Genomic DNA, 26,231 nt, shown 5'->3' on the forward strand with positions numbered 1-26,231 from the left:
TTCTTCTCGCAGCTTTCTTCTTGTGAGAACGACGCTCCGGCTCAAAGCGATGGTCTATTAAGCTATGGTCAACTTTCGTCCGATATTATTAGTGATAGGGTTAGTGTTATCAAAACTCGCCCTTTTCATGTACATCCCTACATTGGTTGCCTTTTTCACAGGCACCGGTGGCTTCCTCGAGTTTGGTCAGTCGGTAGTGATCACGCACATAGTGGCGTTTATCTGCTTGAGTTTAGGCCGCTCCGCTAAGTTCCGACTTGGGGTGCGGGACATGTTCCTGATCACCTCTCTGGTCTGGACGATTGCCAGTGCCTTTGCTGCATTACCGTTTGTCTTCATCAACCACATCAGCTTCACTGACGCCTATTTTGAAACCATGTCTGGTATCACCACAACAGGCTCAACCGTATTAAGCGGCTTAGACAGCATGGCACCAAGCATCCTGTTGTGGCGTTCAATACTGCAATGGTTAGGTGGCATCGGCTTTATCGTTATGGCGGTAGCGGTTCTGCCAATGCTCAACGTCGGTGGTATGCGCCTGTTCCAAACCGAATCATCCGATTGGTCAGATAAAAGCAGCCCACGAGCGAAAACGGTCGCGAAGAACATCGTGGCGGTTTATCTGGTTCTGACTGGCTTGTGCATTATTAGCTACCTGTTTGCAGGCATGGGCATCTTTGACGCGATCAATCACGCCTTCACAACACTGTCGACGGGGGGATACTCAACATCCGATGGCTCGATGAACCACTTCTCTAACAGTGCTCACTGGGTGGGAACGCTGTTCATGTTCCTTGGCGGCCTGCCTTTCCTATTGTTCGTTAGCGCACTGCGTGGTAGAAAGCTCTCAATCCTCTACAAAGATGCGCAAGTGAAAGGGTTCACGTATCTATTCTTGGTCACCAGTGCCGTAATATCGACATGGTTGGTGGTTAGAGATGGCTACACAGTCATGGATGCGATGCGTGTTTCGATGTTCAATATCGTATCCGTGGTCACCACAACCGGTTTTGGCTTAGAAGACTTCACCGCGTGGGGCGCACTACCAACCACTTTATTTGCGTTTCTAATGATGGCGGGCGCTTGCTCAGGTTCAACCTCTGGCGGTATCAAAATCTTCCGTTTCCAGATCGCGATGACCATGCTTCATAAACAAATGATGAAGCTGATTCACCCGTCGGGTGTCTTTGTTCAACGCTATAACCAACGACCAGTAAATGACGACATTGTGCGTTCACTGGTCGCATTTGGTTTGATGTTCTTTATTACGATTATCTTAATTGCTGGTGGTTTGAGTGCGATGGGGTTAGACCCAATAACAAGCATCTCAGGCGCTATCACAGCCGTAGCTAACGTGGGTCCAGGCATGGGTAGCGTGATCGGCCCAACAGGTAACTTTGCTCCACTGCCCGACGCCGCTAAATGGTTATTAAGTTTAGGTATGTTGATGGGAAGACTCGAGATACTGACGCTGATCGTTCTATTCTTCCCAGCCTTCTGGCGACGCTAATTGCACGAATATTTAAGGAAACAGAGATGAAATCATACCTACTTATCGCAAGCGCATTGCTCGCAAACTCAGTATTCGTAAGTTCTGCCTTTGCTGAGCAAATGGTCACACTGCCAGATGGCAAACAAGTGTTACTCAAAGATGATTTTACTTGGCAATACGTGGCACCAAAGCAAACGGAAGCAGCAGCGATAACATCAGAGATTGCAGTGCCTGTTTCAGCAGCGCCTGTTGCAGCAGCGCCGGTTGTAGCTGTCCCAATCGCGACGAATGTGCGTGGTACTACGATTGTTGTTGATAGCAAGAAGCCAAGCTTACAGCTATCTCAATCAGGAGTGGATGTTGTACTGGGTGCAAGTCGCTATGAAGATGGTGAGCTTATCATTCCGACAGCTATCACCAACCAAGGCACTCAAGCTGTCATTTTGGTATCACTTAACATCAGCGTATTTACTGCAGAAGGTGAGTTGTTGGCAGAAGAAGAAGTTGCAGTGTGGAAGTCAATCAAACGAATGGCCGACACATACCTACGACCAAAGACGGGTGAAGAAGGCAAACTAATCAAACTTGACCTAGAACAACACCCTGAATATCAGATTAAAGCTGAGATTACTGAGGTACTGGCTCGCTAAACCGGAGTCACGTACAAATAAATAGCGAAGAAATGGCAAGCGCAGCCCGCCAAAACAAACAAGTGCCAGATGGCGTGGTTGTAAGGGATGCGTTTTGTCACATAGAAAATAACACCCAACGAGTAGATCACGCCACCGAGCGCCAATAACACCAAGCCGCCTATATCGATATTCATAGCCAGTTGATACACCACAATCAACGACAGCCAGCCCATAGCTAAATAAATGAACAGCGATAAGCGCTTAAATCGGTAGACGAAGGCAATCTTCATGGTGATACCGACCAGCGCAATTCCCCAAATAACCGCCATCAAGCCCATCGCCAGTGGGGTTCTTAAACCAACCAATAAAAACGGGGTGTAGCTACCTGCGATCAGTAAATAAATCGCACAGTGATCGAGGGTTTTCAATAAACGCTTGGTCTTCTCTGTGGTGATCGAGTGATAGAGCGTGGAAGCAAGAAAGAGCAGGATAATGCTGCTGCCATAGATTGCCATACTAGCAACAGTCAACATGTCGGCTTGGTAATCAAACGCGCGAACCAGCAACAAGATCAGACCAACCACGCCAAGCACGACGCCCAAGCCATGGGTTATCGCATTAGCGCGTTCTTCGATGTCGCTGTATTCGCTGACTGATGATGCAGACATGAGTATCCTACTAGAGTATATGTTCAATTGACCTAGTATTACACATTAAGCTTACACGTGTAAGCTTAAGTTTTTATGACATCTTTTATGGTATTAATAACGCCTAAACTGTGTGATGAGGCTAGGCTCTCTAAAGCTAAAGAACCAAAGAGCTGACTAAGAGGCGCTATCTAGATACTCAAGCACCATCTTGCCGGCTTCTTCCGGTGAGGTATCCAATGGCACACTCAATTGACGCTGTAGCTGGCCCACTCCCAATAAACTCGCCAACATGCCTTTGGCACCGTCGCGATTACGGTCTATCTCAAACCACAACTTCAGCTCAGTTTTATCACGATGGGCAACAACCTCAAGCTCACGCCAGCGGCCATGATAAGGACCCGTCGTCGGGACAAACTCAAACTCTTGAACGAACGGCAGTTCAAAGCCTTCTACCGCTTCACATTCCACTTGGCGAATGCGCAGGCCTTGGGCTTCAAGTTCGTTAAAAATACCATCGAGGAGTGCATCAGGACGAACCGTTAAGATATCTTTATCCGATGGATCAATCGCCATCGCAATGTCCAGCCCGGTTTCAAGCCACACCTTTGAGTCACCAATCGTGACCGGTGTATTCAGCGGGACATCAAACTCACATTCAAAATCACGGGTTTCACCCGGCTGAATAACAAAGGCATACGGCAGACTCCATTTTGCTAATGAATAGGTCTGGTGCATACGGCGTGTTTGACCGCCCTCTTGCCTTTGTGAGTTCATGGTGACTTCTTTTACGTAACGACAACACAGATTAAGATCGATATTGTCGATCTCCTGTGGCTGAGCGCCACCATACACATGCACAATAATGCTCGCCTTCTGCCCTGGATACAGCACTTCCTGTTGCAACACAGAATCGACCTTGGCCGACCCAATACCAAAACTTGCTAACGTTTTCTTTAAGAACGACATATGCACCTCCTTTAAAGCATCATCTTAAGCCTGAAAGAGGTTCAAACTCAAATATACTGCTCACACTATTTTAGCTCTAATATCGTTTAATTATCACTCAGACGTCGATCGATAACTTAGATAGTGATAATCTAAGCCTTGATATGCATGCATGTCATTATCCTGATTTATTCTTAGGATTGGCGAAAGCCAGACGAGTGACGCTTCAAGCAATTGAGGTAGAGCTCATGGTAAATCAGGCCATTAGATTGGCAATGGATATGCCTGACCGTTAGGTAAATTAATGCGCCCAACAGCTGTCAGGTTCTCGCACACCAACCGTAGTGCGATGCGTCGTCGTAGTGGCTTTGCTGCTGCTCCAACGGCTAAGAAATTGGCTCCTACAATGACTCTAGTTGAGAAGACTGCTTTATTAGCACCAACTACAACAAAAGTGATTAGAGCCGCTTAACAAAAAGCGCAGTTTTTACTGCGCTTTTTTCTTGCCCAAACCCGCCTTGAAATGTGTTTACACATTGGTATTCCCTATCCGATTTGATACCTTAACCACAAATCATTATAAAATTTGTGGAGAAGTAAAGTATGAAGTGTCACCGCATTGAAGAACTGCTTGAACTGATGGAGCCTGAGTGGCAAAAAGATCAAGAGCTTAACCTATTAGAGTTCATCATTAAGCTATCAAAAGAAGCAGGCTACCAAGGCAAACTTGAAGAACTGACTGACGATGTTCTTATCTACCATCTTAAAATGCGTAACAGCGAAAAAGATGAAATGATCCCGGGTCTGAAAAAAGACCAAGAAGATGATTTCAAAACCGCAATTCTAAAAGCGCGTGGCCTTCTTTAGTCGCCGATTTGTTTAGAACTCAATTGCTGTTATAGATAAAACACTCAATTTTAAAAAGCGACCACTCGGTCGCTTTTTTGTTTCTGTTCGCTATTTTTTCGTCACAACTGTTATGACTTTTGTTGTTAAAGGTTGATAGCGTTAAAGAAATGAGAACAAGATTGTCGCTATAATCGCCATCCATAAGAATCTTCTAAAATAATAAGAGTGAGTGCGATAACAACAAATGCACCAAGCTCTATTTCAACAGGTTCTCTAAACCATACTTTCAAGTAATGTCGTCATGCCCAACTTAACCGGGCAAACAAGCCACAAAAAGGATAGTCCATGAGTCAGGATAAAATCGATATCAAAGATGTGACTCCTAAAACCTTTAACCCGAAAACACATAAAGGTAATGGAGATCGATTTAACCCAAGTAACCGAATCTATGTTCGAGAAAGCAAAGGTAAATTCCAACAACTGCGTCGCTATGGCGGTTGGTTCTTACTTTTACTTTTTGCGCTTATCCCATGGATTCCATTTGGTGAACGCCAAGCGATCTTACTCGATATCGGCAGCCAACAGTTCAACTTCTTTGGCACCACCTTATACCCACAAGATCTGACCCTACTCGCGATCCTATTTATGATTGCCGCGTTTGGCTTATTCTTCATAACCACCTTCTTAGGCCGTGTCTGGTGTGGCTATTTATGTCCGCAAACCGTCTGGACCTTCATGTACATTTGGTTCGAAGAGAAACTAGAAGGGGCTGCCAATAAGCGAAGAAAACAAGACTCAGGCAAACTGACAACCAATTTAATCCTCAGAAAAACCCTCAAACACATTGCGTGGTGGGCAATTGCCATTGCGACCGGTTTAACCTTTGTTGGCTACTTCATCCCAATCAAAGAGTTAGTGGTTGGCTTCTTTACCTTTAATTCATCGTTCTGGCCGGTTTTTTGGGTACTGTTCTTTGCAGGCTGCACCTATGCTAATGCAGGTTGGATGCGTTCAATTGTTTGTCTGCATATGTGTCCTTACGCGCGTTTCCAATCGGCAATGTTCGATAAAGACACCTTCATCGTAGGCTACGACACAGAACGTGGTGAAAGCCGTGGTCCTCGCTCTCGTAAAGCCGATCCAAAAGAACTTGGTCTAGGCGACTGTATTGACTGTAATTTATGCGTTCAAGTGTGCCCAACGGGTATCGATATCCGTGACGGTCTACAATACGAATGCATTAACTGTGGCGCGTGTATTGATGCCTGTGACAACACCATGGAACGAATGGGTTATGAGAAAGGTCTGATCAACTACACCACCGAACATAGGCTTGAGGGGCACTCAACCAAGGTCATGCGTCCTAAGCTCTTGGGCTATGGCGTAATACTGATCGTTATGTTGGGGCTATTTTTCGCACAAATCGCGAGTGTTGATCCTGCAGGCTTAAGTGTTCTGCGCGATAGAAACCAACTATTTAGAATCAATAGCCAAGGGCTTGTCGAAAACACCTACACCTTGAAAGTGATCAACAAGACTCAACAAGAGCAAGAGTACAAACTCGATGTTAGCGGACTGCCTGATTCGATCTGGTATGGCAAACAGACGATTACTGTCGATCCAGGCGAGGTTTTGAACCTACCTATCAGTTTAGGCGCCGACCCAGAAAAACTGAGCTCACCAGTTTCGACAATTCAGTTTATACTCTCGGATAATGAAGAGTTTACGATGGAAGTCGAAAGCCGCTTTATCAAGAAGCTCTGATACCTGCACTTTAGTGCTTGGTATAACAACCCAATAAATGGAAAAAGGCTCAGTAATGAGCCTTTTTTATTCTATGACGATGCAAGCCTTTAACTTTGATAACCTGACTCCTGACTTCATGTGGTACGCACTGGAGAGCATCGGAGTTCGCGCTGAATCCGGGCTTCTCGCTCTCAACAGTTACGAAAACCGTGTATATCAGTTCACCGATGAAGATCGTAAGCGCTACGTCGTTAAGTTTTATCGTCCGCAACGCTGGAACAAAGCACAGATCCAAGAAGAGCATGACTTCGCACTCGAGCTTATCGAACAAGAGATGCCAATTGCACCTCCAATGCGAATCAACGGTGCAACCTTACATGAATACCAAGGCTACCTATTTGCCTTGTTTGAAAGTGTCGGCGGCAGACAGTATGAAGTGGATAACCTAGACCAACTGGAAGGCGTAGGCCGTTTTCTTGGTCGTATTCATAAAGCCAGCGCGGGAAGAACATTCCAACATCGCCCGACAATCAGCTTAGATGAATACCTTTATCAGCCACGTAAGATTCTAGAGAATTCTCAGTTTATCCCGACGCACCTAGAAAACGCGTTCTTCAATGACGTTGACCTTCTGATAAAAGAGCTAGAGAGCCAGTGGCCGAGCAACATTGAGAATATCCGCCTGCACGGTGACTGCCACCCTGGCAATATTTTGTGGCGCGATGGGCCAATGTTCGTCGATCTTGATGACGCACGTAACGGCCCTGCGATACAAGATCTGTGGATGCTGCTCAATGGCGAGCGCCAAGATAAGCTGATGCAACTGGATATTCTGCTAGAGAGTTATCAAGAGTTTTGCGATTTTAATACCGCACAACTGAAACTAATCGAACCGCTACGCGGTCTACGTATGGTGCATTACATGGCATGGTTGGCGAAGCGATGGCACGATCCGGCGTTTCCTTTAGCCTTCCCATGGTTTAATGACCCGAAATATTGGGAGCAACAAGTACTTGCTTGTAAAGAGCAAATTGCTACCCTGCAAGAGCCACCACTTTCGTTAATGCCTCAGTGGTAAACGCAATCGCAACATACAACTAGATAAAAATTCAAACATAATGGAGATTGGATAAATGAAAAAGCTATTCGCATTTTTCTCATTGATCATGTTGAGCCTTTCAGCTCACGCTGCGAAATTTAACGAAGGTGAACACTACAAAGTTCTCGATCTAGAAGCATCAAAAAAACCAATGGTGACAGAGTTCTTCTCTTTCTACTGCCCACACTGTAATAGCTTTGAGCCAATCATCCAGCAGCTAAAACAACAGCTACCTAAAGACGCTAAGCTACAGAAGAACCATGTTTCATTCATGGGTGGCAACATGGGGCTGCCAATGAGCAAAGCTTACGCGACCATGATTGCACTGAAAGTTGAAGACAAAATGGTGCCAGTGATGTTTAATCGCATCCACACCATGAACAAGCCACCACGTGATGAAGCAGAACTGCGTCAAATCTTCCTAGACGAAGGTGTTGATGCTAAGAAATTCGATGCGGCATACAACGGCTTTGCAGTAGATTCGATGGTTCGTCGCTTCGACAAAGCATTCAAAGACAGCGGCCTTTCTGGTGTACCTGCTGTTGTAGTTAACAACCGTTACTTAGTAGAAGCGCAAGGCATCAGCAGCCTAGACGAGTACTTTGAATTGGTTAACTTCTTACTGAAAAAGTAAAAAAACAATCAAAAATACAAAATAAGGGAGCTTCGGCTTCCTTTTTTGTACCTGACGCTTTTTAATGACTTCTTGCAAGAGACACTATCTTGGGATGCTGTTCGGTTTCCCATTTATCCAATTAACCTTTATAAGGTGTACGATAAAGTGAACCTTTATATTCTGTTGTTTTCTATAACCTTTTATTAACAGCTATTTATTGCTACCAATCACTGGGGCAAGGAGCCTCTGAATGAAAATCAAATATACGTTATTAGCGTTAAGCGTTGCCGCTGCGCCCGCGTTAGCCAAGCTTGCTGATGAGCCAGGTTTCAGTGGTGAGATATCTATCAACGCCGGTGTCACTTCTTCAACCTCAAATTTTAATACCGACGCTGACAGTAATATCTCGTCGACTAACCAGAAAGCTTCGTCTGAGAGCTCGTTTTTAGTTGCGCCTCTCGGTAGCATTGCTTACACCTTTGGTGAAAAGCTGAACCATCAGGTTTACACAGGTACCGCGCGTGATGATGTGGCGACGGGTACTGTTGTGCTTGAGGTTGGTTATAAATACCAACTAGAGTCAGGCATGACCATCGATGCTTCGATTCTGCCAACTATTATGTCTGGCGAGACTTGGGCCGATCCGTACAACACGACGTCAGCTCGCAGCAAAACCGACGAGACGGGTAATGCCTTTCGTTTAACACTAGAGAGCATCGCTGGCTCTGCTTTCTCTTTAGACATGGCCTACGCCACCAAAGATGTGAAAGATGATCGAGTTGAAGACGCGCTAAAACGCGACGCCGATACTTTCTACCTGAAAGGTCAATATCGTCAGCCAATCAGTCGTACCATGATGTTAGTACCGTCACTGATCTACCAATCAAGTTCTGCGGATGGCAAAGCTGCCTCTTATGAACAGTTTGGCGGTGAGGTAAGCTTATTTGGCGGCATGGGACGTCATCAATACGCACTAACGGCGGGTTACAACCAACGCTCTTACGATGCGAGCAGCATTACTTTCCAAAAGAAACGCAGTGACGATAACATCAATCTATTCGCCGCGTATGAATATGATCAATTCATGGATTGGGAAAACTGGTCGTTTGTTTCTCTTGCAGGCTACGGTACTAGTGACTCGAACATTACCTTCTATGATAAGTCTCAATACATCGTCTCACTCGGCCTGAACTACAAGTTCTAACTCCAGCCAGCGCCAATAAATTATCAAACTAAAGCCTGCACACAAGCAGGCTTTCTATTTACTACTACACAGCTTGAGCCGTGAGTTGCTTCAACAATCGGTCCATCGCTCGATAGCCCAGCGCTTCCGATAGGTGTTTCTTTTCTATCTGCTCGTTACCGTCAAGGTCAGCAATGGTTCGCGCTACCTTAATGATTCGGTGATAGGCACGAATCGACAGCCCCAATCGATGGAGTGCTGTCTCAAGAAACTCCGCATCTTCACGTCGCAGTGGGCAATACTTCTCAATTTCTCGACTGCCGAGTAAAGCATTTGATTTATGGTTGCGAGATAACATGGTTTGACGAGCCTGTTTGACCCTGTGCTTTACGACTTGGGTGGTTTCACCTCGGTCACCTCCTTCGGCCAACATTCCCTTGGGCAATAGAGGTATCTCCAATGACATATCGAACCTATCTAGCAAGGGGCCAGATAAGCGGTTGAGATAGCGCAAGATTATCTGTGGGTTAGCCCGCGCTTGATTACCTTCGTAGTAACCTGTTGGACTTGGGTTGAGTGCACCGACCAACTGAAAGCGCGCAGGGAAACGCGTCTTGCCCGCTGCACGGGAGATAATAATCTCGCCCGACTCTAGTGGCTCACGTAATGAATCGAGCACCTTACGCTCAAACTCTGGCATCTCATCCAAGAACAATAAGCCGTTATGCGCCAAAGAGATCTCTCCGGGGCGAGGCACTGAGCCTCCTCCCACCAATGCCGCCATTGAGCTTGAATGGTGAGGGGATCGAAAAGGTCGTTGCTTCCAGTTGTACTGATTGATCTCTTGCTGCGTTAACGAAGCGACCGATGCAGTTTCCATCGCCTCGTCATCACTCATTTCAGGTAACAAATCACGCAGACGAGACGCCAACATAGTCTTGCCAGTTCCTGGAGGGCCAAGGAAAAGTAAGTTGTGATTTCCAGCGGCTGCTATCTCCAGAGCTCGCTTGCCTTGTTGTTGGCCGATAATATCTTGTAGGTCGCGAAGCACTGAAACATCAGCCTGATGATGTTCCGTTCTATATAGGCCAAGCTGAGTCTGTCCACACATGTCAGCACAAACCTCCAACAAGGTTTGCGCAGATTTATGGGCTCCCTTGCCCACTAGCGCAGCCTGATCACCGTTATGGTGTGGAACAACTAAGCATCGTTCGACGCTATCGGCAGCTAACGTCGCAGGCAACACGCCCTTTACTGAACGCAGCTCTCCAGACAGCGCCAACTCACCGATGAATTCATGCTGTGCGATCTTTGATGTCGGAAGCTGATCAGATGCCACTAAAATCCCAAGCGCGATTGGCAAATCGAAACGACCTCCTTCTTTGGGTAAATCGGCAGGAGCGAGGTTGACCGTGATTCTTTTTGATGGAAATTCAAAGCGAGAATTGATGATCGCACTTCTTACTCGATCTTTAGATTCCTTAACCGTTGTTTCAGGTAGACCCACTAACGTAAAGCCAGGCATTCCATTGCTTATATGCACCTCAACAGTCACTTCTGGCGCCTCTACACCAACACTAGCTCGACTATGAATTATCGCGAGTCCCATAACTTTCCTTTGTCTTTGATTTAAAAGTATTCGCTCTGGATATTCGTTGCTCACCAAAGCTATAAGGTTGTTATATAGCTTGATGGAATGGTGTTTTAATGTGAAAAAAGAATGACATTTTCCTTGTCATGCGGCAGATTTGTGTGATAACACTAGAGATATAGACTTTTACTGAAGACAATAAACGAGAAAACTCGAATATTATGATTTTTAACGCTCGCATTTACGCACTGATTAACCTGATTATCGTAGTCATTATTAAGACTGCGCGGGGGCGAGTGGGAAGAAAGTAACCACGAATTAGAAAAAACCCCCGCACTGACAAGTCCGGGGGTTTTTTCTAATTTAAACATTCGATTTTTATATTTTTGAGCATTTTCGGCTTTGCCGATTTACAGGAAGAATGGGAGCACAAGATGTGCAGAGACAAAGGAAACAGTTACCAAAATAAAGGTAATACGGGAGAATTCCGATGAAAGGCGCAGAACTAGTCGTATCCGCACTCAAGCAACAAGGAATTGAGACCGTATTTGGTTACCCAGGCGGTGCCATCATGCCAATCTACGATGCACTTTATGATGGCGGGGTTGAGCATATCCTATGTCGTCATGAGCAAGGCGCTGCAATGGCCGCGATCGGTATGGCTCGTGCAACACAAGATGTCGCTGTTTGTATGGCAACCTCGGGACCAGGTGCAACGAACCTAGTCACTGGCCTTGCAGATGCCTTTATGGATTCAATCCCATTGGTTGCTATCACAGGTCAGGTTGCAAGTTCCCACATTGGTACCGATGCATTCCAAGAGATGGATGTGATTGGTATGTCTCTGTCATGTACCAAGCACAGTTACCTAGTTACCGACATTGAAGAATTGGCTCCAACCCTAGCTGAAGCCTTTGTAGTAGCGAAGTCTGGCCGCCCAGGTCCAGTTATCGTCGATATTGCTAAAGATGTTCAACTAGCAGAAGCTCCTGTTAAAACTCTCCCAGAATTTACTCCACCAGCGATCCCTGTTGCAACAACCGATGCTATTGAGCAGGCACAGTACTTTTTGTCTCAAGCTACCCGCCCTGTTTTATACGTAGGTGGTGGTGTTCAACTCGCTAAAGCGACCGATGCTGTTCGTGAGTTCTTACGCCTTAACCCGATGCCTGCAGTAAGTACATTGAAAGGCTTAGGTACTATCGAACGTGACGACCCACACTACCTTGGCATGTTGGGCATGCACGGCACCAAAGCCGCTAACCTAGTGGTTCAAGAGAGTGACCTACTGATTGTTGTTGGCGCTCGTTTCGATGACCGAGTAACCGGTAAGCTTGATACCTTTGCACCACACGCGAAAGTTATCCATATCGATATTGATGCCGCTGAGTTCAGCAAACTGCGTCTTGCTAATGCGCCAATTCGTGGTGACATCAACAAGATTATGCCTCAGTTGGAACTAAGCCAAGACATCTCATCTTGGGTTCACCACTCAGAAGGACTTCGTAGCTCATTCAAATGGCGCTACGACCACCCAGGTGATCTGATCTTTGCTCCGCTACTATTGAAGCAACTGTCAGACATGATGCCAGCAAGCTCTATTGTTTCGACCGATGTTGGCCAACACCAAATGTGGGCAGCTCAACACATTCAACCTCGCGATCCACAGAACTTCATCACCTCTGCCGGTTTAGGCACCATGGGCTTTGGCTTACCAGCCGCTATGGGTGCGTCGGTTGGGCGTCCTGATGACCAATCTATACTTATCTCTGGTGATGGGTCGTTCATGATGAACGTGCAAGAACTTGGCACGCTGAAACGCCGCCAAATCCCAGTGAAGATGGTGCTTCTAAATAACTCTCGCTTGGGTATGGTTCGCCAATGGCAATCATTGTTCTTCGATGGCCGCCACAGTGAAACCATCCTAGATGACAACCCAGACTTCGTGATGCTAGCGAAAGCCTTCGATATCCCGGGTAAAACCATCACGCGTAAAGAAGAAGTAGAACCAGCATTGAAAGAGATGCTTGAGAGCAAAACCGCTTACCTACTTCATGTTCTTATCGATGAAGAAGAGAACGTATGGCCACTAGTACCGCCAGGTGCTTCAAACAGTGAGATGTTGGAGAACACATAACATGAAAAGATACCTATTAGACATCAAAGCCGATGATAAGCCTGTACTACTAGAGCGTGTTCTTCGTGTTATCCGCCACCGTGGCTTTATTGTTAAGCAAGTCGCAGGCACTCAAAACCACGAAAGCAAAGTGGCGAGTGTTGAGATCATTGTCGACAGTGACCGTCCGATCTCTTTCTTGGTCAATCAAATCGAAAAGCTGTGGGATGTGCGTACCGTTGACGTTATCTCTATCAGTCGTAATGAATTGCCAAACAATAACTTACAACAAAAGATAAACGCATAAGGAACCGCAAACATGACAGCTAAAACGGCAGACTATATTTGGTTTAACGGTGAGATGGTTCCTTGGGCAGAGGCGAACGTTCACGTCCTGACTCACGCAATGCACTACGGTACTTCTGTGTTTGAAGGTGTTCGTTGCTACAACACACCAAAGGGTCCGGTGATTTTCCGTCACCCTGAACACGCTAAGCGCCTAAAAGACTCAGCAAAAATCTACCGCTTCCCGATTCCTTACACTGAGGAAGAAATTATGGAAGCGACTCGCGAAACGCTACGTCAAAATAAGCTAGAGTCAGCGTACATCCGCCCTCTCGGCTTTGTCGGGAACGTTGGTTTAGGTGTATGTCCACCAGAAAACACTGAGATGGAACTGATCATCGCTGCTTTCCCTTGGGGCTCTTACCTAGGTGAAGAAGCTCTAGAAAATGGCGTAGACGCGATGATCTCTAGCTGGAACCGTGCGGCACCAAACACCATCCCAACCGCTGCTAAAGCGGGTGGTAACTACCTATCTTCACTACTGGTTGGTGGTGAAGCACGTCGTCATGGTTACGATGAAGGTATCGCGCTAAGTGTTGATGGTTACCTTTCTGAAGGCGCTGGTGAAAACATCTTTGTAGTACGCAATGACGTACTATCTACACCACCAGCGACCAGTGCAATTCTGCCGGGCATCACTCGTGATTCGATCATGACACTAGCAAAAGACATGGGTTATGAGATCCGTGAAGAGAACATTGCTCGCGAAGCGCTATATCTTGCCGATGAAGTATTCATGACAGGCACAGCTGCAGAGATCGTTCCGGTTCGCAGTGTAGACAAAATTACAGTAGGTGAAGGCAAACGCGGCCCTATCACTGAAAAGGTTCAAGCGGCTTACTTTGGTCTATTCAATGGAACCACTGAAGATAAGTGGGGCTGGTTAGACTATGTGTACCCAGCATACCAAACTTCAGAAAACCAAACACAAACAACTAAGTAAGCAACAGCCAAATATTTTATAAGGATTTAAGCAATGCCAATCTATCGTTCAGCAACGACTACCCACGGACGCAACATGGCTGGTGCGCGCGCTTTATGGCGTGCAACTGGTGTTAAAGATGATGACTTCGGTAAGCCAATCATCGCAGTTGTAAACTCTTTCACTCAATTCGTTCCAGGCCACGTTCACCTTAAAGACATGGGTCAATTGGTTGCGGGTGAAATCGAGAAAGCGGGCGGTATCGCTAAAGAATTCAACACCATCGCAGTTGATGATGGTATCGCAATGGGTCACGGCGGCATGCTGTACTCACTGCCATCACGTGAGCTTATCGCAGACTCAGTAGAGTACATGGTCAATGCACACTGTGCGGATGCGATGGTATGTATCTCGAACTGTGACAAAATCACTCCGGGAATGATGATGGCTGCAATGCGCCTCAACATCCCTGTGATCTTTGTATCAGGCGGCCCAATGGAAGCAGGTAAAACCAAGCTTTCAGATCAAATCATCAAGCTCGACCTTGTTGACGCGATGATTCAGGGTGCCGATCCAACTATTTCTGATGAGCAAAGTGAGCAAGTAGAGCGTTCTGCATGTCCTACCTGTGGTTCATGTTCAGGTATGTTTACTGCCAACTCAATGAACTGTCTAACAGAAGCTCTGGGTCTATCTCAGCCTGGTAACGGTTCTATGCTGGCGACACACGCAGACCGCGAAGAACTATTCATCAATGCCGGTAAGCGCATCGTTGATCTAACCAAGCGTTACTACGAGCAAGACGACCAATCAGCACTGCCACGCAACATCGCAAATCGCGCAGCCTTTGATAATGCAATGGCGTTAGATATCGCGATGGGTGGTTCAAGTAACACCGTTCTTCACCTTTTAGCGGCAGCTCAAGAAGGTGGAATTGACTTTGATATGGGTGATATCGACGAGATGTCTCGCCGCGTTCCACACCTATGTAAAGTGGCTCCTTCAACACCGAAATATCACATGGAAGACGTTCACCGCGCTGGTGGTGTAATGGCTATCCTAGGTGAACTAGACCGTGCTGGCCTACTGAACAACCAAACTCGTACAGTACTTGGCCTGAGCATGCAAGAGCAGCTTGCTCAATACGACATCATGCAGACAGAAGACGAAGCGGTACTTAAGTTCTTCCGCGCTGGTCCAGCAGGCATTCGTACTACTAAAGCCTTCTCGCAAGATTGCCGTTGGGATCGTCTTGATGACGACCGCAAAGAAGGTTGTATCCGTACTAAAGAGAATGCATTCAGCCAAGAAGGTGGCCTAGCGGTACTTTCAGGTAACATCGCGGTTGATGGTTGTATCGTTAAGACCGCGGGTGTTGATGAAGAAAACCTTAAATTCCAAGGCCCTGCTATCGTATTTGAAAGCCAAGACAGTGCTGTTGATGGCATCTTAGGTGGCAAAGTGAAAGCGGGCGAAGTAGTTGTTATTCGTTACGAAGGACCTAAGGGTGGTCCGGGTATGCAAGAAATGCTTTACCCAACCACTTACCTAAAATCTATGGGGCTAGGTAAGTCTTGTGCTCTTCTAACTGACGGACGTTTCTCTGGTGGTACATCAGGTCTATCTATCGGTCACGCTTCTCCAGAAGCAGCAAGTGGCGGTGTGATTGGTCTAGTAAACACTGGCGACATCATCACTATCGATATCCCTAGCCGCTCAATCACACTTGATGTGCCAGAAGCAGAGCTAGAAGCGCGTCGTGTTAAACAAGATGCACTAGGCTGGAAACCAGAAAACCGTCAGCGTGAAGTATCTTTCGCACTGAAAGCTTACGCAAGCATGGCAACCAGTGCCGACAAAGGCGCAGTGCGCGATAAGTCTAAACTTGAGGGCTAACTATGAGTGATGACACCTCCAGTCCCCAAAAACAAACTGGCGCAGATTATCTGCGTCAGATCCTGAGAGCGCCGGTTTACGAAGCGGCAATCGTGACACCTCTACAGGATATGCCACGTTTAAGCGCGCGCATTGGAAATCAGGTGCAGCTTAAGCGAGAAGACCGCCAGCCGGTGCACTCGTTCAAGCTACGTGGCGCCTACAACATGGTATCAAGCCTTTCTGAGCAGCAAAAAGCCGCAGGTGTGATTGCTGCATCGGCGGGTAATCATGCTCAAGGTATGGCGCTGTCCGGTTCAAAGCTTGGTATTCAAACCACAATTGTGATGCCAAAAACCACACCAGACATCAAGGTTGATGCGGTGCGTGGCTTTGGTGGTAACGTGGTTCTACATGGCAGCAACTTTGATGAAGCGAAAGCCGAAGCTGAACGACTTTCCGCTGAACACGGCTATACCTTTGTTCCTCCCTTCGATCACCCATTGGTGATCGCAGGGCAAGGTACGATGGGCATGGAGATGCTGCAGCAAAACGGTCACATGGATTATATCTTTGTGCCTGTTGGTGGTGGTGGCTTAGCGGCAGGTGTTGCTGTGTTAGTAAAACAGCTGATGCCAGAGATTAAAGTCATTGCAGTAGAACCAGAAGATTCGGCTTGCTTGAAGGCAGCACTGGATGCTGGTGAACCAGTAGTACTGGATCAGGTCAGCATGTTTGCTGATGGTGTGGCGGTTAAACGCATTGGTGAAGAGACATTCCGTCTGTGTCAGCAGTACATCGACGGTCACATTGCCGTGTCTAGTGATGAGATCTGCTCGGCGGTAAAAGACATCTTTGAAGACACTCGTGCGATTGCCGAACCTTCAGGAGCGCTTGCTCTGGCTGGCTTGAAGAAGTTTGCTGAGCAGAACCAACTGCAAGACAAACAATTGGCAACGGTACTGTCAGGTGCTAACACCAACTTCCATGGCCTGCGGTATGTGTCTGAACGTTGTGAGTTGGGTGAGAAGCGCGAAGGCCTGCTTGCGGTCACTATCCCTGAGCGACAAGGGGCATTCCTAGAGTTCTGTAATATTATTGGTGGTCGAGCGGTGACTGAGTTTAACTACCGCCAAAACGACGAAAGCCTAGCGAATATCTTCGTTGGTGTACGTCTACAAGGTGGACAAGAAGAACTTGAGCACATCATCAATGACCTACGTGACGGTGGCTACCCGGTTGTCGATCTGTCTGATGATGAGATGGCAAAACTGCACATTCGCTACATGATTGGCGGTAAACCATCGAAACCTCTGAAAGAACGCCTATACAGCTTTGAGTTCCCAGAATACCCAGGTGCATTGATTAAATTCCTTGATACCTTAGGTACTCACTGGAATATCAGCCTGTTCAACTATCGTAACCACGGTGCCGACTACGGGCGCGTATTGTGTGGCTTCGAACTTGGTGATGATGATTTAGCTCAGTTCTCAACACATCTACGAGAGCTTGGCTATCAGTGTAAAGATGAAACCGATAACCCTTCCTACAAGTTCTTCTTGTCTTAAGAGTTAACGACCGAATCAAAAAGAGCGAGTATTTACTCGCTCTTTTTGTGGGTGAAGATTCAGCTCAAACTTGAAAAGGATCTTCTCGCTAAGATCATTAGATCGCCTTGCGATGATCCAGCCAATCTTGATGAAGTTGTTCACTCGATCCTAGGTACTTGACCATCCATTCGATCAGCTTATGGTTATCGTCTTTTCGCCACACTAAACAACAATGACTCTGCGGGCTCGGTTCAGGCAGTATTTTCTCCACCAGCAAGCCTTGCTCGATAATAGGTGCAGCAATGTGTCTTGGCATATAACCCACCCCTACTCCATTTTTAAGACATTCAATCGCGCTATACCAGTTGGGTAACAACAGGCGTCTTTGATTTGAGTAGTGGCCAGTGTGTCGCTTAGGGAGCACACTAGAGGTATCGTCCAAACATATCGCGGGATACTGGCTAACAAACTCTTCATTGAGGTTTTGCTCTCGCACACACGGATGACTTGGCGACATTACAAACGCCCAATCTAACCGTCCCATATCTTTGACCTCAAAGTCACCACCAACCGGAATCGCAGAGGTTGCACCAATCACAATATCCGCTCTGCCCTGTGCAATGGCTTCCCAAGATCCGTTAAACACCTCCATGTTGATCTGAAGCTCTGCAAACTCAAAGGTTTGGTAGAACTCTTCAATCATCGGCTTCATCTTATCGAGCTTAACCACGTTATCGAGCGTTAGGCGCAAGGTTTTCTTCCAACCACGAGCCGCGCGGCGAGTCTGGGCACTGACCTCTTCCATCTGTCTCAACAACGCACGAGCCTCTTCAATGAACAACTCACCAGCAGGTGTCAGCTCAACCTTTCTCGGTAACCGTCTGAAAAGTAGAACATCCAGTTCTTGCTCAACCTGTCTAACACCGTAGCTGATCGCAGACGGTACTTTGTGCAACTGTTCAGCAGCTGCGGTAAAACTACCCAAGCGAGCGACAGTATCGAGCATTTCTAAAGAGGATTTAGAGAACATAAGCCTTCAAATTTTTTGATTGATAACTACATATTTTAGCGTTTTATTTTATCAGGTCTGAAAAATAGAATGTCAGCATAAATAAACAGGGGCTTTAACTTCTGTATATCAAACAATTTTTTTGATGATAAAAACATCACTACCTTTAGCTTAATGGCATCTTATGAATATTTCTAAATTTCAATTGGTCTACCTTGCAGTTCTTTCAATGCTTGGCTTTATTGCGACCGATATGTACCTTCCTGCATTTAAGGCAATGGAAGTTGATTTCGCAACCGGCCCGGAGCAGATTGCTCTATCTCTAACCGTATTCCTTGGCGGTATGGCAATGGGTCAGCTTCTTTGGGGTCTGGCAAGTGACAAGTATGGTCACCGCAATACGCTGGCGGTTGGTCTTGTAATCTTTACGGCAGCTTCATTCGGCTTAGCATTCAGCACCGAGGTATGGCACCTACTGACACTACGATTCATTCAAGCAATCGGTGTATGTGCTCCGGCGGTAATCTGGCAAGCCATGGTTATCAAGCGTTACTCACAAAGCAGTAGCCAGCAAATTTTTGCAACCATCATGCCTTTGGTCGCACTATCTCCTGCACTAGCACCTCAGCTAGGTGTTTTACTTGCGGATAGCTTTGGTTGGCATAGTATCTTCATCACATTAACCTTGATGGGTGCACTGCTAGTGGCGACAACAATGGCTCAGCCAAAAGAAGCGCCTGAAGTAAAGCAGACATCGATTAAGACAGACATCAAGATGTTGCTTAAATCAAAACCTTACATGGGTAATGTTTTAATGTTTGCTTCGGCATCTGCAGCGTTCTTCGCTTACCTAACGGGTATGCCAGAGATCATGGCTCAACTAGGTTATGAAGCAAAAGACATCGGCCTAAGTTTCATCCCACAAACAATCGCATTCATGGCGGGTGGTTACTTCGGTAAGCAAGCGGTGAAGAAGTATGGCGATAGTATTGTACTAAGAAACCTTATTGGTTTGTTCAGCGTAGCAGCGATGCTTATCTTTATCGCATCACAATGGGAACTAACTTCCATCTGGCCTCTACTTGCGCCTTTCTGTTTGATTGCTGTAGCAAACGGTGCACTTTACCCAATCGTAGTTAACCGTGCCCTATCAAGCGCTAAACAGAGCCCAGCAACAGCTGCTGGTCTACAAAACAGCCTGCAAATCAGCATCAGTGGCTTATCAAGTGCATTGGTAGCGGCAATGGCTAGCCAAGCATTAAGCGCAACAGGTATCGCAGTTGTGATTTGTTTAGGTGCATTGTGGGTTGGCTACATTGTTTCGAACAAAGAGCTTTCAGAACACTTCGCTACGCCAGACAACTCTCGAGTAGTAGCAGACGAGAAACAAGACTAGTTCCTCGTTTAACGAAAACAAAAAAGAGCGAGATTACTCGCTCTTTTTTTATATCTAAATTCAGTCTCAGTTTAAGACAATTTCGAAGCAGCTTCACCGTCGACAATTTCTAACGCTGGCGCTTTATGGCGGCTATATTCATCATAGTTAACCACTCGGCTGCGGCCCATGTCTTTCGCCATGTACAAAGCGTTATCGGCCATCTTAACCAAAGACTCGGTATCAGAGGCTGGCTTAGGGTAAGTAGCTACACCTATCGAAACACCCAACTGACCTAATGACAAACCTTTATGTTCAAGGTGCATCGAACGCACAGCATCACACAAGGTTTGACCAAACTCAGTTGCTTCTTGCATTGAATAATGTGGAAGCAGTACCGCCAACTCCTCACCACCTAATCGGCAAGCAATCTCATCTTCACTGACGCTCTGTTTAAGTAGCGCACTGATCTCTTTTAATACGAAATCACCTGCATCATGACCAAAGTTGTCATTAAAACGTTTGAAGTGATCCAAATCGAGCATCAATAGCGATAATGGCTGTTCGCTGGTGGCCGAATTCATTGAGTGCTCTTCCAGTTTCTGCTCAAAGAAACGACGGTTGAATAAGCCAGTAAGAGGGTCGCTCAATGCTTGTGAGCGAAGCTTCTCTTGTAAGCTCAAGTTAGCTAATGCTAAGCCTAAATGCTCTGAAACACTGAAGGCTAATTGCTCGGTAATGGGATCAATCTTGATGTCACCAACACCGAAATAAAGGTGCATGATGCCGATGGTATTGCCATGTGCCGTCAACGGAATACACAAGGTTTGGTTGTTTTCCATCTCATGCATGTGACCACAGGTTAACGAGTGGAAATCATCATTCGATTGATGTGCACGTCCTTTACGCAGTGACCAACACTCTTCTGGAGCAAAGCTCGCGCTTCCCGGCCAAGTCTCTCCCCAATCGAGCTGAGTGATCAACTGGTTACGCGATGCACGCATCAAAGAAACACTGCCGTTCACGTTACCGAGAATTCGCGGCAAGATATCCGAAACGATCTGTTGTGCCTCGACCATGTTATTACATGCGGCAAGCATATTCGCGAGGCGGTGCATCAACTCGATTTCATGGGTTCGTTGGCGAATGCGCTCGTCTTGCTTTTTCTGTTCTTCTTCCACTCGATGAACAATTTGGCGATTACTCACGTAAGAGGTGCCAATCAAGAAGCTCAAACTCAACACAACCATACCAACCAGAATCCCCATCAATTGGAAGTTCATCTGTTTCAGTTGATGCATCGGTGAAGAGATAACGATAACGAAACTGCTACCGTTCATGGATTCTTTATGGGAGTAATAGATACGATCAACCGAAGTGACCGTACTAAAACGCACGTCACTGCCGAAGCCTGTTTTTAGAGCTTGTTGAAATTCAGGTCGATCGCTGTGGTTTTCAACGCCTGCAAGCGCATGATCAGAAAGGTCCGTATCCCCAATCACAACACCATCAGGATTAATAACCTGAATTCTTAATCGTGTACTAGCTTGGGTAAGATTACCAATATAATCATCAACATCTACGCCTTCCGAGAATAAACGACTATCTTCACGGACCTCGAACACGACATCTGACATCAAAGAGACAAGATGATCACGCTCATTTTCAACAACCAACTTTTCCAGCGTTACATAAAAGCCATAGAGACCTATTAACATTGAAAAAGACAAAATAATGATCGGCAATGTTTGCCATTTCTTTTCAACCAATATCACCGTACATCAACCTATTTATACCGAACCACAGCCCGAATATTAACAATCTATTAAAAAAATACAATTGCCAAATTGATTATTTTGTTAGCAGTGAGTGGCCGATACAAAAAAGCCAGTAGCGATGCTACTGGCTTTCATAAAAATATATTTTGAACGTTAGAGTTTACTTCTTAGTTGGACGTTTCCAATCAGCAATCTTACGTTCTTTCGCACGGCTGATAACCAACTCATTTTCAGAAACATCACGTGTTACTGTAGAGCCAGCACCAACAGTTGCACCATTACCAATCGTAACAGGCGCGATTAATTGACTATCTGAACCAACGAATACGTCGTCGCCAATGATGGTCTTAAACTTATTCGCACCATCGTAGTTACAAGTAATTACACCCGCACCCACGTTTACACGCTGACCAATTTCAGCATCGCCTAAATACGTTAAATGATTCGCTTTAGAACCTTCACCAAGGCGAGTGTTCTTTACTTCAACAAAGTTACCAACGTGCGAATCGTTACGCATGTCTGCACCTGGACGTAGGCGAGTAAATGGACCAACCGTACAGTCTTCACCGACCGTTGCGCCTTCAATTACGCTGTATGGGCGAATGATGGTGTTATCATCAATCTCACAGTCTTTCAACACGCAGCCGGTACCGATAACCACGTTATCACCAATGCTTACGCTGCCTTCGATGATAACGTTGGTATCGATTTCAACGTCCATACCACATTGCAGTTCGCCACGTAGATCAAAGCGGCTAGGATCGCGTAACATAACGCCCTGCTTCAATAATTTGTCAGCTTGTTCTGCTTGGTAAGCACGCTCTAGACGAGCCAGTTGAGAGCGGTCGTTAACACCTTCTACTTCAATTGGGCTTACTGGGTGCACAGCTTCAACCGCACGACCTTCATCGTGAGCGGCTGCGATAACGTCAGTCAGGTAATATTCACCCTGTGCGTTGTCGTTGCTTAAACCAGACAACCAACGCTTCAGATCACCACCAGTCGCCACCATAACGCCAGTATTGATCTCTTTGATAAGCTTCTGCTCATCCGTTGCATCTTTCTGCTCAACGATAGCCACAACAGGTCCATTACGACGAATAATGCGACCGTATCCCATTGGGTTGTCTAGCACGACCGTAAGTAGCGCGATACCACCGTTTGGTTGAGCGTCTAATAGGTTTTCAATGGTTTCAGGTGAAATCAGTGGAACATCACCGTATAGCACCAATACTTTTTCATCATCAGCGAAATGTGCAGATGCTTGATCCACAGCGTGGCCTGTACCCAGCTGCTCAGCTTGCAGTGCCCAATTTACAGATTCTTCAGCTAGAGTAGCCTTCATCTGATCACCACCGTGGCCGTAAACCAGGTTGATATTTTGAGCGCCTAAACCATTACATGTATCGATAACATGCTTCACCATTGGCTTACCTGCAAGCGTATGCAGAACCTTTGGTGTGTTTGAATACATGCGAGTGCCTTTGCCCGCCGCGAGAATTACCGCGCTAAACTTCATTGTAAACCTATCCAACGTTATTTTTATTAAGCCGATATTGTAACCGTTTTTGGCCAAAAAATTAAATCGCAATAACCATTTAACCAGTAGTGATACGTAAAAGAGGCATTTTTGAGAATCTAGAAATGCAAAAAGGCGACCCTTAGGTCGCCTTTATCTCAGAGTCTATAATCTTATAAAAGATTAGCGACGCTGTTTTGTCAGTTCGATAACTCGTAACTGAGCAATGGCTTTAGCCAGTTCACCGGCCGCTTGTGCGAAGTCTATGTCGCCATGCTGATTTTGGATATTCTCCACAGCCTTGCGTTTAGCTTCTTCCGCCTTTGCTGCGTCTAGCTCTTCACCACGGATAGCTGTATCAGCCAGTACAGTCGCTGTACCAGGCTGAACTTCTACCATACCACCAGAAACATAAATGATTTCTTCGTGGCCGTGCTGCTTAACAATACGCACCATACCAGGCTTGATAGCGGTCAGCAGTGGAGTATGACCATGGAAAATACCAAGCTCACCCTCACTACCGGTCACCTGAAACGTCTCAACAAGGCCTGAGAAAATTTGTTTCTCTGCACTTACAACGTCTAGGTGAAAGGTTATTGCTGCCATATCGCCTCCTAGTTAGCCTTATAGCTTCTTAGCATTCTCGATAGCTTCGTCAATTGCACCACAGTACATGAACGCTTGCTCTGGAATGTCATCGTATTCACCAGATAGAAGACCTTGGAAGCCACGTAGAGTCTCTTTAAGAGGTACGTAAACGCCTGGGTCACCTGTAAATACTTCCGCTACGTGGTAAGGCTGAGTTAGGAACTTCTCAATCTTACGAGCACGAGATACAACTTGCTTATCTTCTTCAGATAGCTCGTCCATACCTAGGATAGCAATGATATCTTTCAGCTCTTTATAGCGCTGAAGAGTAGACTGAACGCCACGAGCGATGTCGTAGTGCTCTTGTCCAACTACCAATGGATCCAGTTGACGTGAAGTAGAATCTAGCGGGTCGATCGCTGGGTATAGACCCATAGATGCGATGTTACGGTTAAGTACAACCGTTGCATCCAAGTGAGCGAACGTTGTTGCTGGAGACGGGTCAGTCAAGTCATCCGCTGGTACGTATACCGCCTGTACAGACGTGATAGAACCAGATTTAGTTGACGTGATACGCTCTTGTAGAACACCCATTTCTTCAGCTAGTGTAGGTTGGTAACCTACCGCAGAAGGCATACGACCTAGAAGTGCTGATACTTCAGTACCTGCTAGTGTGTAACGGTAGATGTTATCAACGAACAGTAGAACGTCACGACCTTCGTCACGGAAGCGCTCTGCCATTGTTAGACCAGTCAGTGCAACACGTAGACGGTTACCTGGTGGCTCGTTCATCTGACCGTAAACCATCGCTACTTTTGATTCTTCAGGTTTTTCGATGTTTACAACACCTGCTTCCTGCATCTCAAAGTAGAAATCGTTACCTTCACGAGTACGCTCACCTACACCTGCAAATACAGATAGGCCTGAGTGTTGAAGTGCGATGTTGTTGATAAGTTCCATCATGTTAACGGTCTTACCTACACCAGCACCACCGAATAGACCGATTTTACCACCCTTAGCGAACGGACAAATCAAGTCGATTACTTTAACACCAGTTTCTAGAAGAGCTGTCTCGTTAGACTGCTCTTCGTAGCTTGGAGCTTCACGGTGAATGGCGTAATGCTCTTCAGCACCGATCTCACCACACTCATCAATCGCGTCACCTAGGACGTTCATGATACGACCCAATGTCTTAGTACCTACTGGTACTGAGATTGGAGCGCCAGTATTTTCAACTGTCAAACCACGACGTAAACCATCAGAGCTACCCATTACGATTGCGCGAACTACGCCACCGCCAAGTTGTTGCTGAACTTCAAGAACGAGACGTTCTTGTACTTCATTAACATTCAGAGCGTCGTATACACGAGGTACTTCACCCTGTGGGAACTCTACGTCGACTACCGCACCGATGATCTGTACGATCTTACCTGTAGCCATCGTTAATCCTCTAACTATTTAGTTTTACCTAAGCTTAAACCGCAGCTGCGCCTGAAACGATCTCAGAAAGTTCTTGTGTAATCGCCGCTTGACGCGCTTTGTTATACACAAGTTCTAAGTCATCAATAATGTCACCAGCGTTATCTGTTGCTGATTTCATTGCAATCATTCGAGCCGCTTGCTCACAAGCAAGGTTCTCAACCACACCTTGGTACACTTGAGATTCGACATAGCGAACCAATAGTGCATCTAGTAGTGGTTTTGGCTCGGGCTCATAAATGTAGTCCCAAGAATGACTGCGTTTCATTTCTTCGCTGTCTGATTTAGGCAAAGGAAGTAATTGATCGATCGTTGGTTCTTGAACCATAGTGTTTTCAAACTTGTTGAACACTACGAACAGGCGATCTAATTCGCCTTCATCATATTTCTTCAGCATAACGCTTACAGAGCCAATCAAGTCTTCAAGGCTTGGACGATCGCCCAGACCAGAAACTTGAGCTGCTACTTTCGCGCCGCTGTTATTGAAAAATGCTGTCGCTTTTGAACCTACAATTGCAAGTTCAACGTCAGCACCTTTCTCAGACCAATCTTTCATGTCGTTCATGGCTTTTTTGAACAAGTTAATGTTCAAACCACCACAAAGACCACGGTCTGTAGAAACGATGATGTAACCAACACGTTTGGCTTCACGTTCCTCAAGATAAGGATGCTTATACTCGAGGCTACCATTAGCCAAATGACCGATCACTTTACGCATTGTTTCTGCATATGGACGAGTAGCTTCCATTGCGTCTTGAGAACGACGCATTTTTGAAGCTGCTACCATTTCCATTGCTTTCGTAATCTTCTGTGTGCTTTTAACACTACCGATTTTATTACGTATCTCTTTTGCGCCGGCCATCGTTACTCTC

The 26,231-nt window shown here is 46.2% G+C and carries 23 protein-coding genes; 14 read left to right on the forward strand and 9 right to left on the reverse strand.

What is annotated here, in order from left to right; genetic code table 11:
* Nucleotides 1–64 precede the first annotated feature (64 nt).
* The gene (locus tag FTW16_RS24090) at nucleotides 65–1,510 is read left to right on the forward strand and encodes a TrkH family potassium uptake protein (protein WP_146492782.1); all 1,446 of its coding nucleotides are present in this window, start codon (nucleotides 65–67) and stop codon (nucleotides 1,508–1,510) included.
* Between the two features lie 26 nt (nucleotides 1,511–1,536).
* On the forward strand, nucleotides 1,537–2,142 hold the full coding sequence (locus tag FTW16_RS24095) for a DUF3157 family protein (RefSeq protein WP_146492783.1): 606 nt from the start codon (nucleotides 1,537–1,539) through the stop codon (nucleotides 2,140–2,142).
* Here the strand turns inward: FTW16_RS24095 and trhA are convergent.
* Both trhA and FTW16_RS24105 read right to left on the reverse strand, forming a co-directional pair.
* The gene (trhA, locus tag FTW16_RS24100; protein WP_146492784.1) at nucleotides 2,139–2,792 is read right to left on the reverse strand and encodes a PAQR family membrane homeostasis protein TrhA; all 654 of its coding nucleotides are present in this window, start codon (nucleotides 2,790–2,792) and stop codon (nucleotides 2,139–2,141) included. The two genes, FTW16_RS24095 and trhA, sit on opposite strands and share 4 nt — an antisense overlap.
* A gap of 156 nt (nucleotides 2,793–2,948) precedes the next feature.
* The gene (locus FTW16_RS24105) at nucleotides 2,949–3,740 is read right to left on the reverse strand and encodes a sporulation protein (protein WP_146492785.1); all 792 of its coding nucleotides are present in this window, start codon (nucleotides 3,738–3,740) and stop codon (nucleotides 2,949–2,951) included.
* Between the two features lie 283 nt (nucleotides 3,741–4,023).
* Here FTW16_RS24105 and FTW16_RS24600 point away from each other — a divergent pair, with 283 nt between their 5' ends.
* From FTW16_RS24600 to FTW16_RS24130, 6 genes are all read left to right on the forward strand, one after another.
* Nucleotides 4,024–4,191, forward strand: coding sequence for a hypothetical protein (locus FTW16_RS24600; protein WP_179946936.1), 168 nt, complete (start codon nucleotides 4,024–4,026; stop codon nucleotides 4,189–4,191).
* A 131-nt stretch (nucleotides 4,192–4,322) separates the two neighbouring features.
* Complete coding sequence (locus FTW16_RS24110) at nucleotides 4,323–4,586, forward strand: YihD family protein (RefSeq protein WP_009848104.1); 264 nt, start codon at nucleotides 4,323–4,325, stop codon at nucleotides 4,584–4,586.
* Nucleotides 4,587–4,913: 327 nt separating this feature from the next.
* Entirely contained in the window at nucleotides 4,914–6,332 is a 1,419-nt protein-coding gene (ccoG, locus tag FTW16_RS24115) for a cytochrome c oxidase accessory protein CcoG (RefSeq protein WP_146492786.1), read from the forward strand.
* Nucleotides 6,333–6,405: 73 nt separating this feature from the next.
* The gene (locus tag FTW16_RS24120) at nucleotides 6,406–7,392 is read left to right on the forward strand and encodes a serine/threonine protein kinase (protein ID WP_146492808.1); all 987 of its coding nucleotides are present in this window, start codon (nucleotides 6,406–6,408) and stop codon (nucleotides 7,390–7,392) included.
* 55 nt (nucleotides 7,393–7,447) lie between these two features.
* Nucleotides 7,448–8,047, forward strand: a complete 600-nt coding sequence (locus FTW16_RS24125) for a thiol:disulfide interchange protein DsbA/DsbL (RefSeq protein ID WP_055318939.1) — start codon at nucleotides 7,448–7,450, stop codon at nucleotides 8,045–8,047.
* 232 nt (nucleotides 8,048–8,279) lie between these two features.
* Nucleotides 8,280–9,233, forward strand: a complete 954-nt coding sequence (locus FTW16_RS24130) for a DUF2860 domain-containing protein (RefSeq protein ID WP_146492787.1) — start codon at nucleotides 8,280–8,282, stop codon at nucleotides 9,231–9,233.
* A 64-nt stretch (nucleotides 9,234–9,297) separates the two neighbouring features.
* Here the strand turns inward: FTW16_RS24130 and FTW16_RS24135 are convergent, their stop codons facing one another.
* Nucleotides 9,298–10,821 (reverse strand): YifB family Mg chelatase-like AAA ATPase, encoded by a 1,524-nt coding sequence (locus FTW16_RS24135; RefSeq protein ID WP_019825526.1) that lies wholly within the window; start codon nucleotides 10,819–10,821, stop codon nucleotides 9,298–9,300.
* A gap of 472 nt (nucleotides 10,822–11,293) precedes the next feature.
* Here FTW16_RS24135 and ilvG point away from each other — a divergent pair, with 472 nt between their 5' ends.
* The 5 genes from ilvG to ilvA are packed head-to-tail and all read left to right on the forward strand — an operon-like array spanning nucleotide 11,294 to nucleotide 17,629.
* Nucleotides 11,294–12,940: an acetolactate synthase 2 catalytic subunit gene (gene ilvG, locus FTW16_RS24140; protein ID WP_146492788.1), complete on the forward strand. Its 1,647-nt coding sequence runs from the start codon at nucleotides 11,294–11,296 to the stop codon at nucleotides 12,938–12,940.
* A gap of 1 nt (nucleotide 12,941) precedes the next feature.
* Entirely contained in the window at nucleotides 12,942–13,226 is a 285-nt protein-coding gene (ilvM, locus tag FTW16_RS24145; RefSeq protein ID WP_017055442.1) for an acetolactate synthase 2 small subunit, read from the forward strand.
* Between the two features lie 12 nt (nucleotides 13,227–13,238).
* A complete protein-coding gene (locus tag FTW16_RS24150; protein ID WP_146492789.1) occupies nucleotides 13,239–14,207 on the forward strand; it encodes a branched-chain amino acid transaminase in 969 nt (322 codons plus the stop codon).
* Nucleotides 14,208–14,240: 33 nt separating this feature from the next.
* Nucleotides 14,241–16,082 (forward strand): dihydroxy-acid dehydratase, encoded by a 1,842-nt coding sequence (ilvD, locus tag FTW16_RS24155; protein WP_146492790.1) that lies wholly within the window; start codon nucleotides 14,241–14,243, stop codon nucleotides 16,080–16,082.
* Between the two features lie 2 nt (nucleotides 16,083–16,084).
* Nucleotides 16,085–17,629 (forward strand): threonine ammonia-lyase, biosynthetic, encoded by a 1,545-nt coding sequence (gene ilvA, locus FTW16_RS24160; RefSeq protein ID WP_146492791.1) that lies wholly within the window; start codon nucleotides 16,085–16,087, stop codon nucleotides 17,627–17,629.
* Nucleotides 17,630–17,726: 97 nt separating this feature from the next.
* On the opposite strand, the gene punR is transcribed toward ilvA, so the two are convergent.
* A complete protein-coding gene (gene punR / locus FTW16_RS24165) occupies nucleotides 17,727–18,641 on the reverse strand; it encodes a DNA-binding transcriptional activator PunR (protein WP_017058788.1) in 915 nt (304 codons plus the stop codon).
* A 163-nt stretch (nucleotides 18,642–18,804) separates the two neighbouring features.
* Here punR and punC point away from each other — a divergent pair, with 163 nt between their 5' ends.
* On the forward strand, nucleotides 18,805–20,016 hold the full coding sequence (gene punC, locus FTW16_RS24170) for a purine nucleoside transporter PunC (protein WP_146492792.1): 1,212 nt from the start codon (nucleotides 18,805–18,807) through the stop codon (nucleotides 20,014–20,016).
* Between the two features lie 71 nt (nucleotides 20,017–20,087).
* Here the strand turns inward: punC and FTW16_RS24175 are convergent, their stop codons facing one another.
* The 5 genes from FTW16_RS24175 to atpG form a co-directional block, all read right to left on the reverse strand.
* Entirely contained in the window at nucleotides 20,088–21,713 is a 1,626-nt protein-coding gene (locus tag FTW16_RS24175; RefSeq protein ID WP_128644386.1) for a sensor domain-containing diguanylate cyclase, read from the reverse strand.
* A gap of 220 nt (nucleotides 21,714–21,933) precedes the next feature.
* Nucleotides 21,934–23,292: a bifunctional UDP-N-acetylglucosamine diphosphorylase/glucosamine-1-phosphate N-acetyltransferase GlmU gene (gene glmU / locus FTW16_RS24180; RefSeq protein WP_146492793.1), complete on the reverse strand. Its 1,359-nt coding sequence runs from the start codon at nucleotides 23,290–23,292 to the stop codon at nucleotides 21,934–21,936.
* Nucleotides 23,293–23,475: 183 nt separating this feature from the next.
* A complete protein-coding gene (locus tag FTW16_RS24185) occupies nucleotides 23,476–23,898 on the reverse strand; it encodes a F0F1 ATP synthase subunit epsilon (protein ID WP_004735742.1) in 423 nt (140 codons plus the stop codon).
* An 18-nt stretch (nucleotides 23,899–23,916) separates the two neighbouring features.
* Nucleotides 23,917–25,320 (reverse strand): F0F1 ATP synthase subunit beta, encoded by a 1,404-nt coding sequence (gene atpD / locus FTW16_RS24190; RefSeq protein WP_048610850.1) that lies wholly within the window; start codon nucleotides 25,318–25,320, stop codon nucleotides 23,917–23,919.
* A 34-nt stretch (nucleotides 25,321–25,354) separates the two neighbouring features.
* Nucleotides 25,355–26,221 (reverse strand): F0F1 ATP synthase subunit gamma, encoded by an 867-nt coding sequence (atpG, locus tag FTW16_RS24195; RefSeq protein ID WP_016794171.1) that lies wholly within the window; start codon nucleotides 26,219–26,221, stop codon nucleotides 25,355–25,357.
* Between the last annotated feature and the right edge of the window lie 10 nt (nucleotides 26,222–26,231).

It is taken from the genome of Vibrio sp. T20 (assembly GCF_007858795.1).
GTDB classification, from domain to species: Bacteria; Pseudomonadota; Gammaproteobacteria; order Enterobacterales; family Vibrionaceae; genus Vibrio; species Vibrio satsumensis.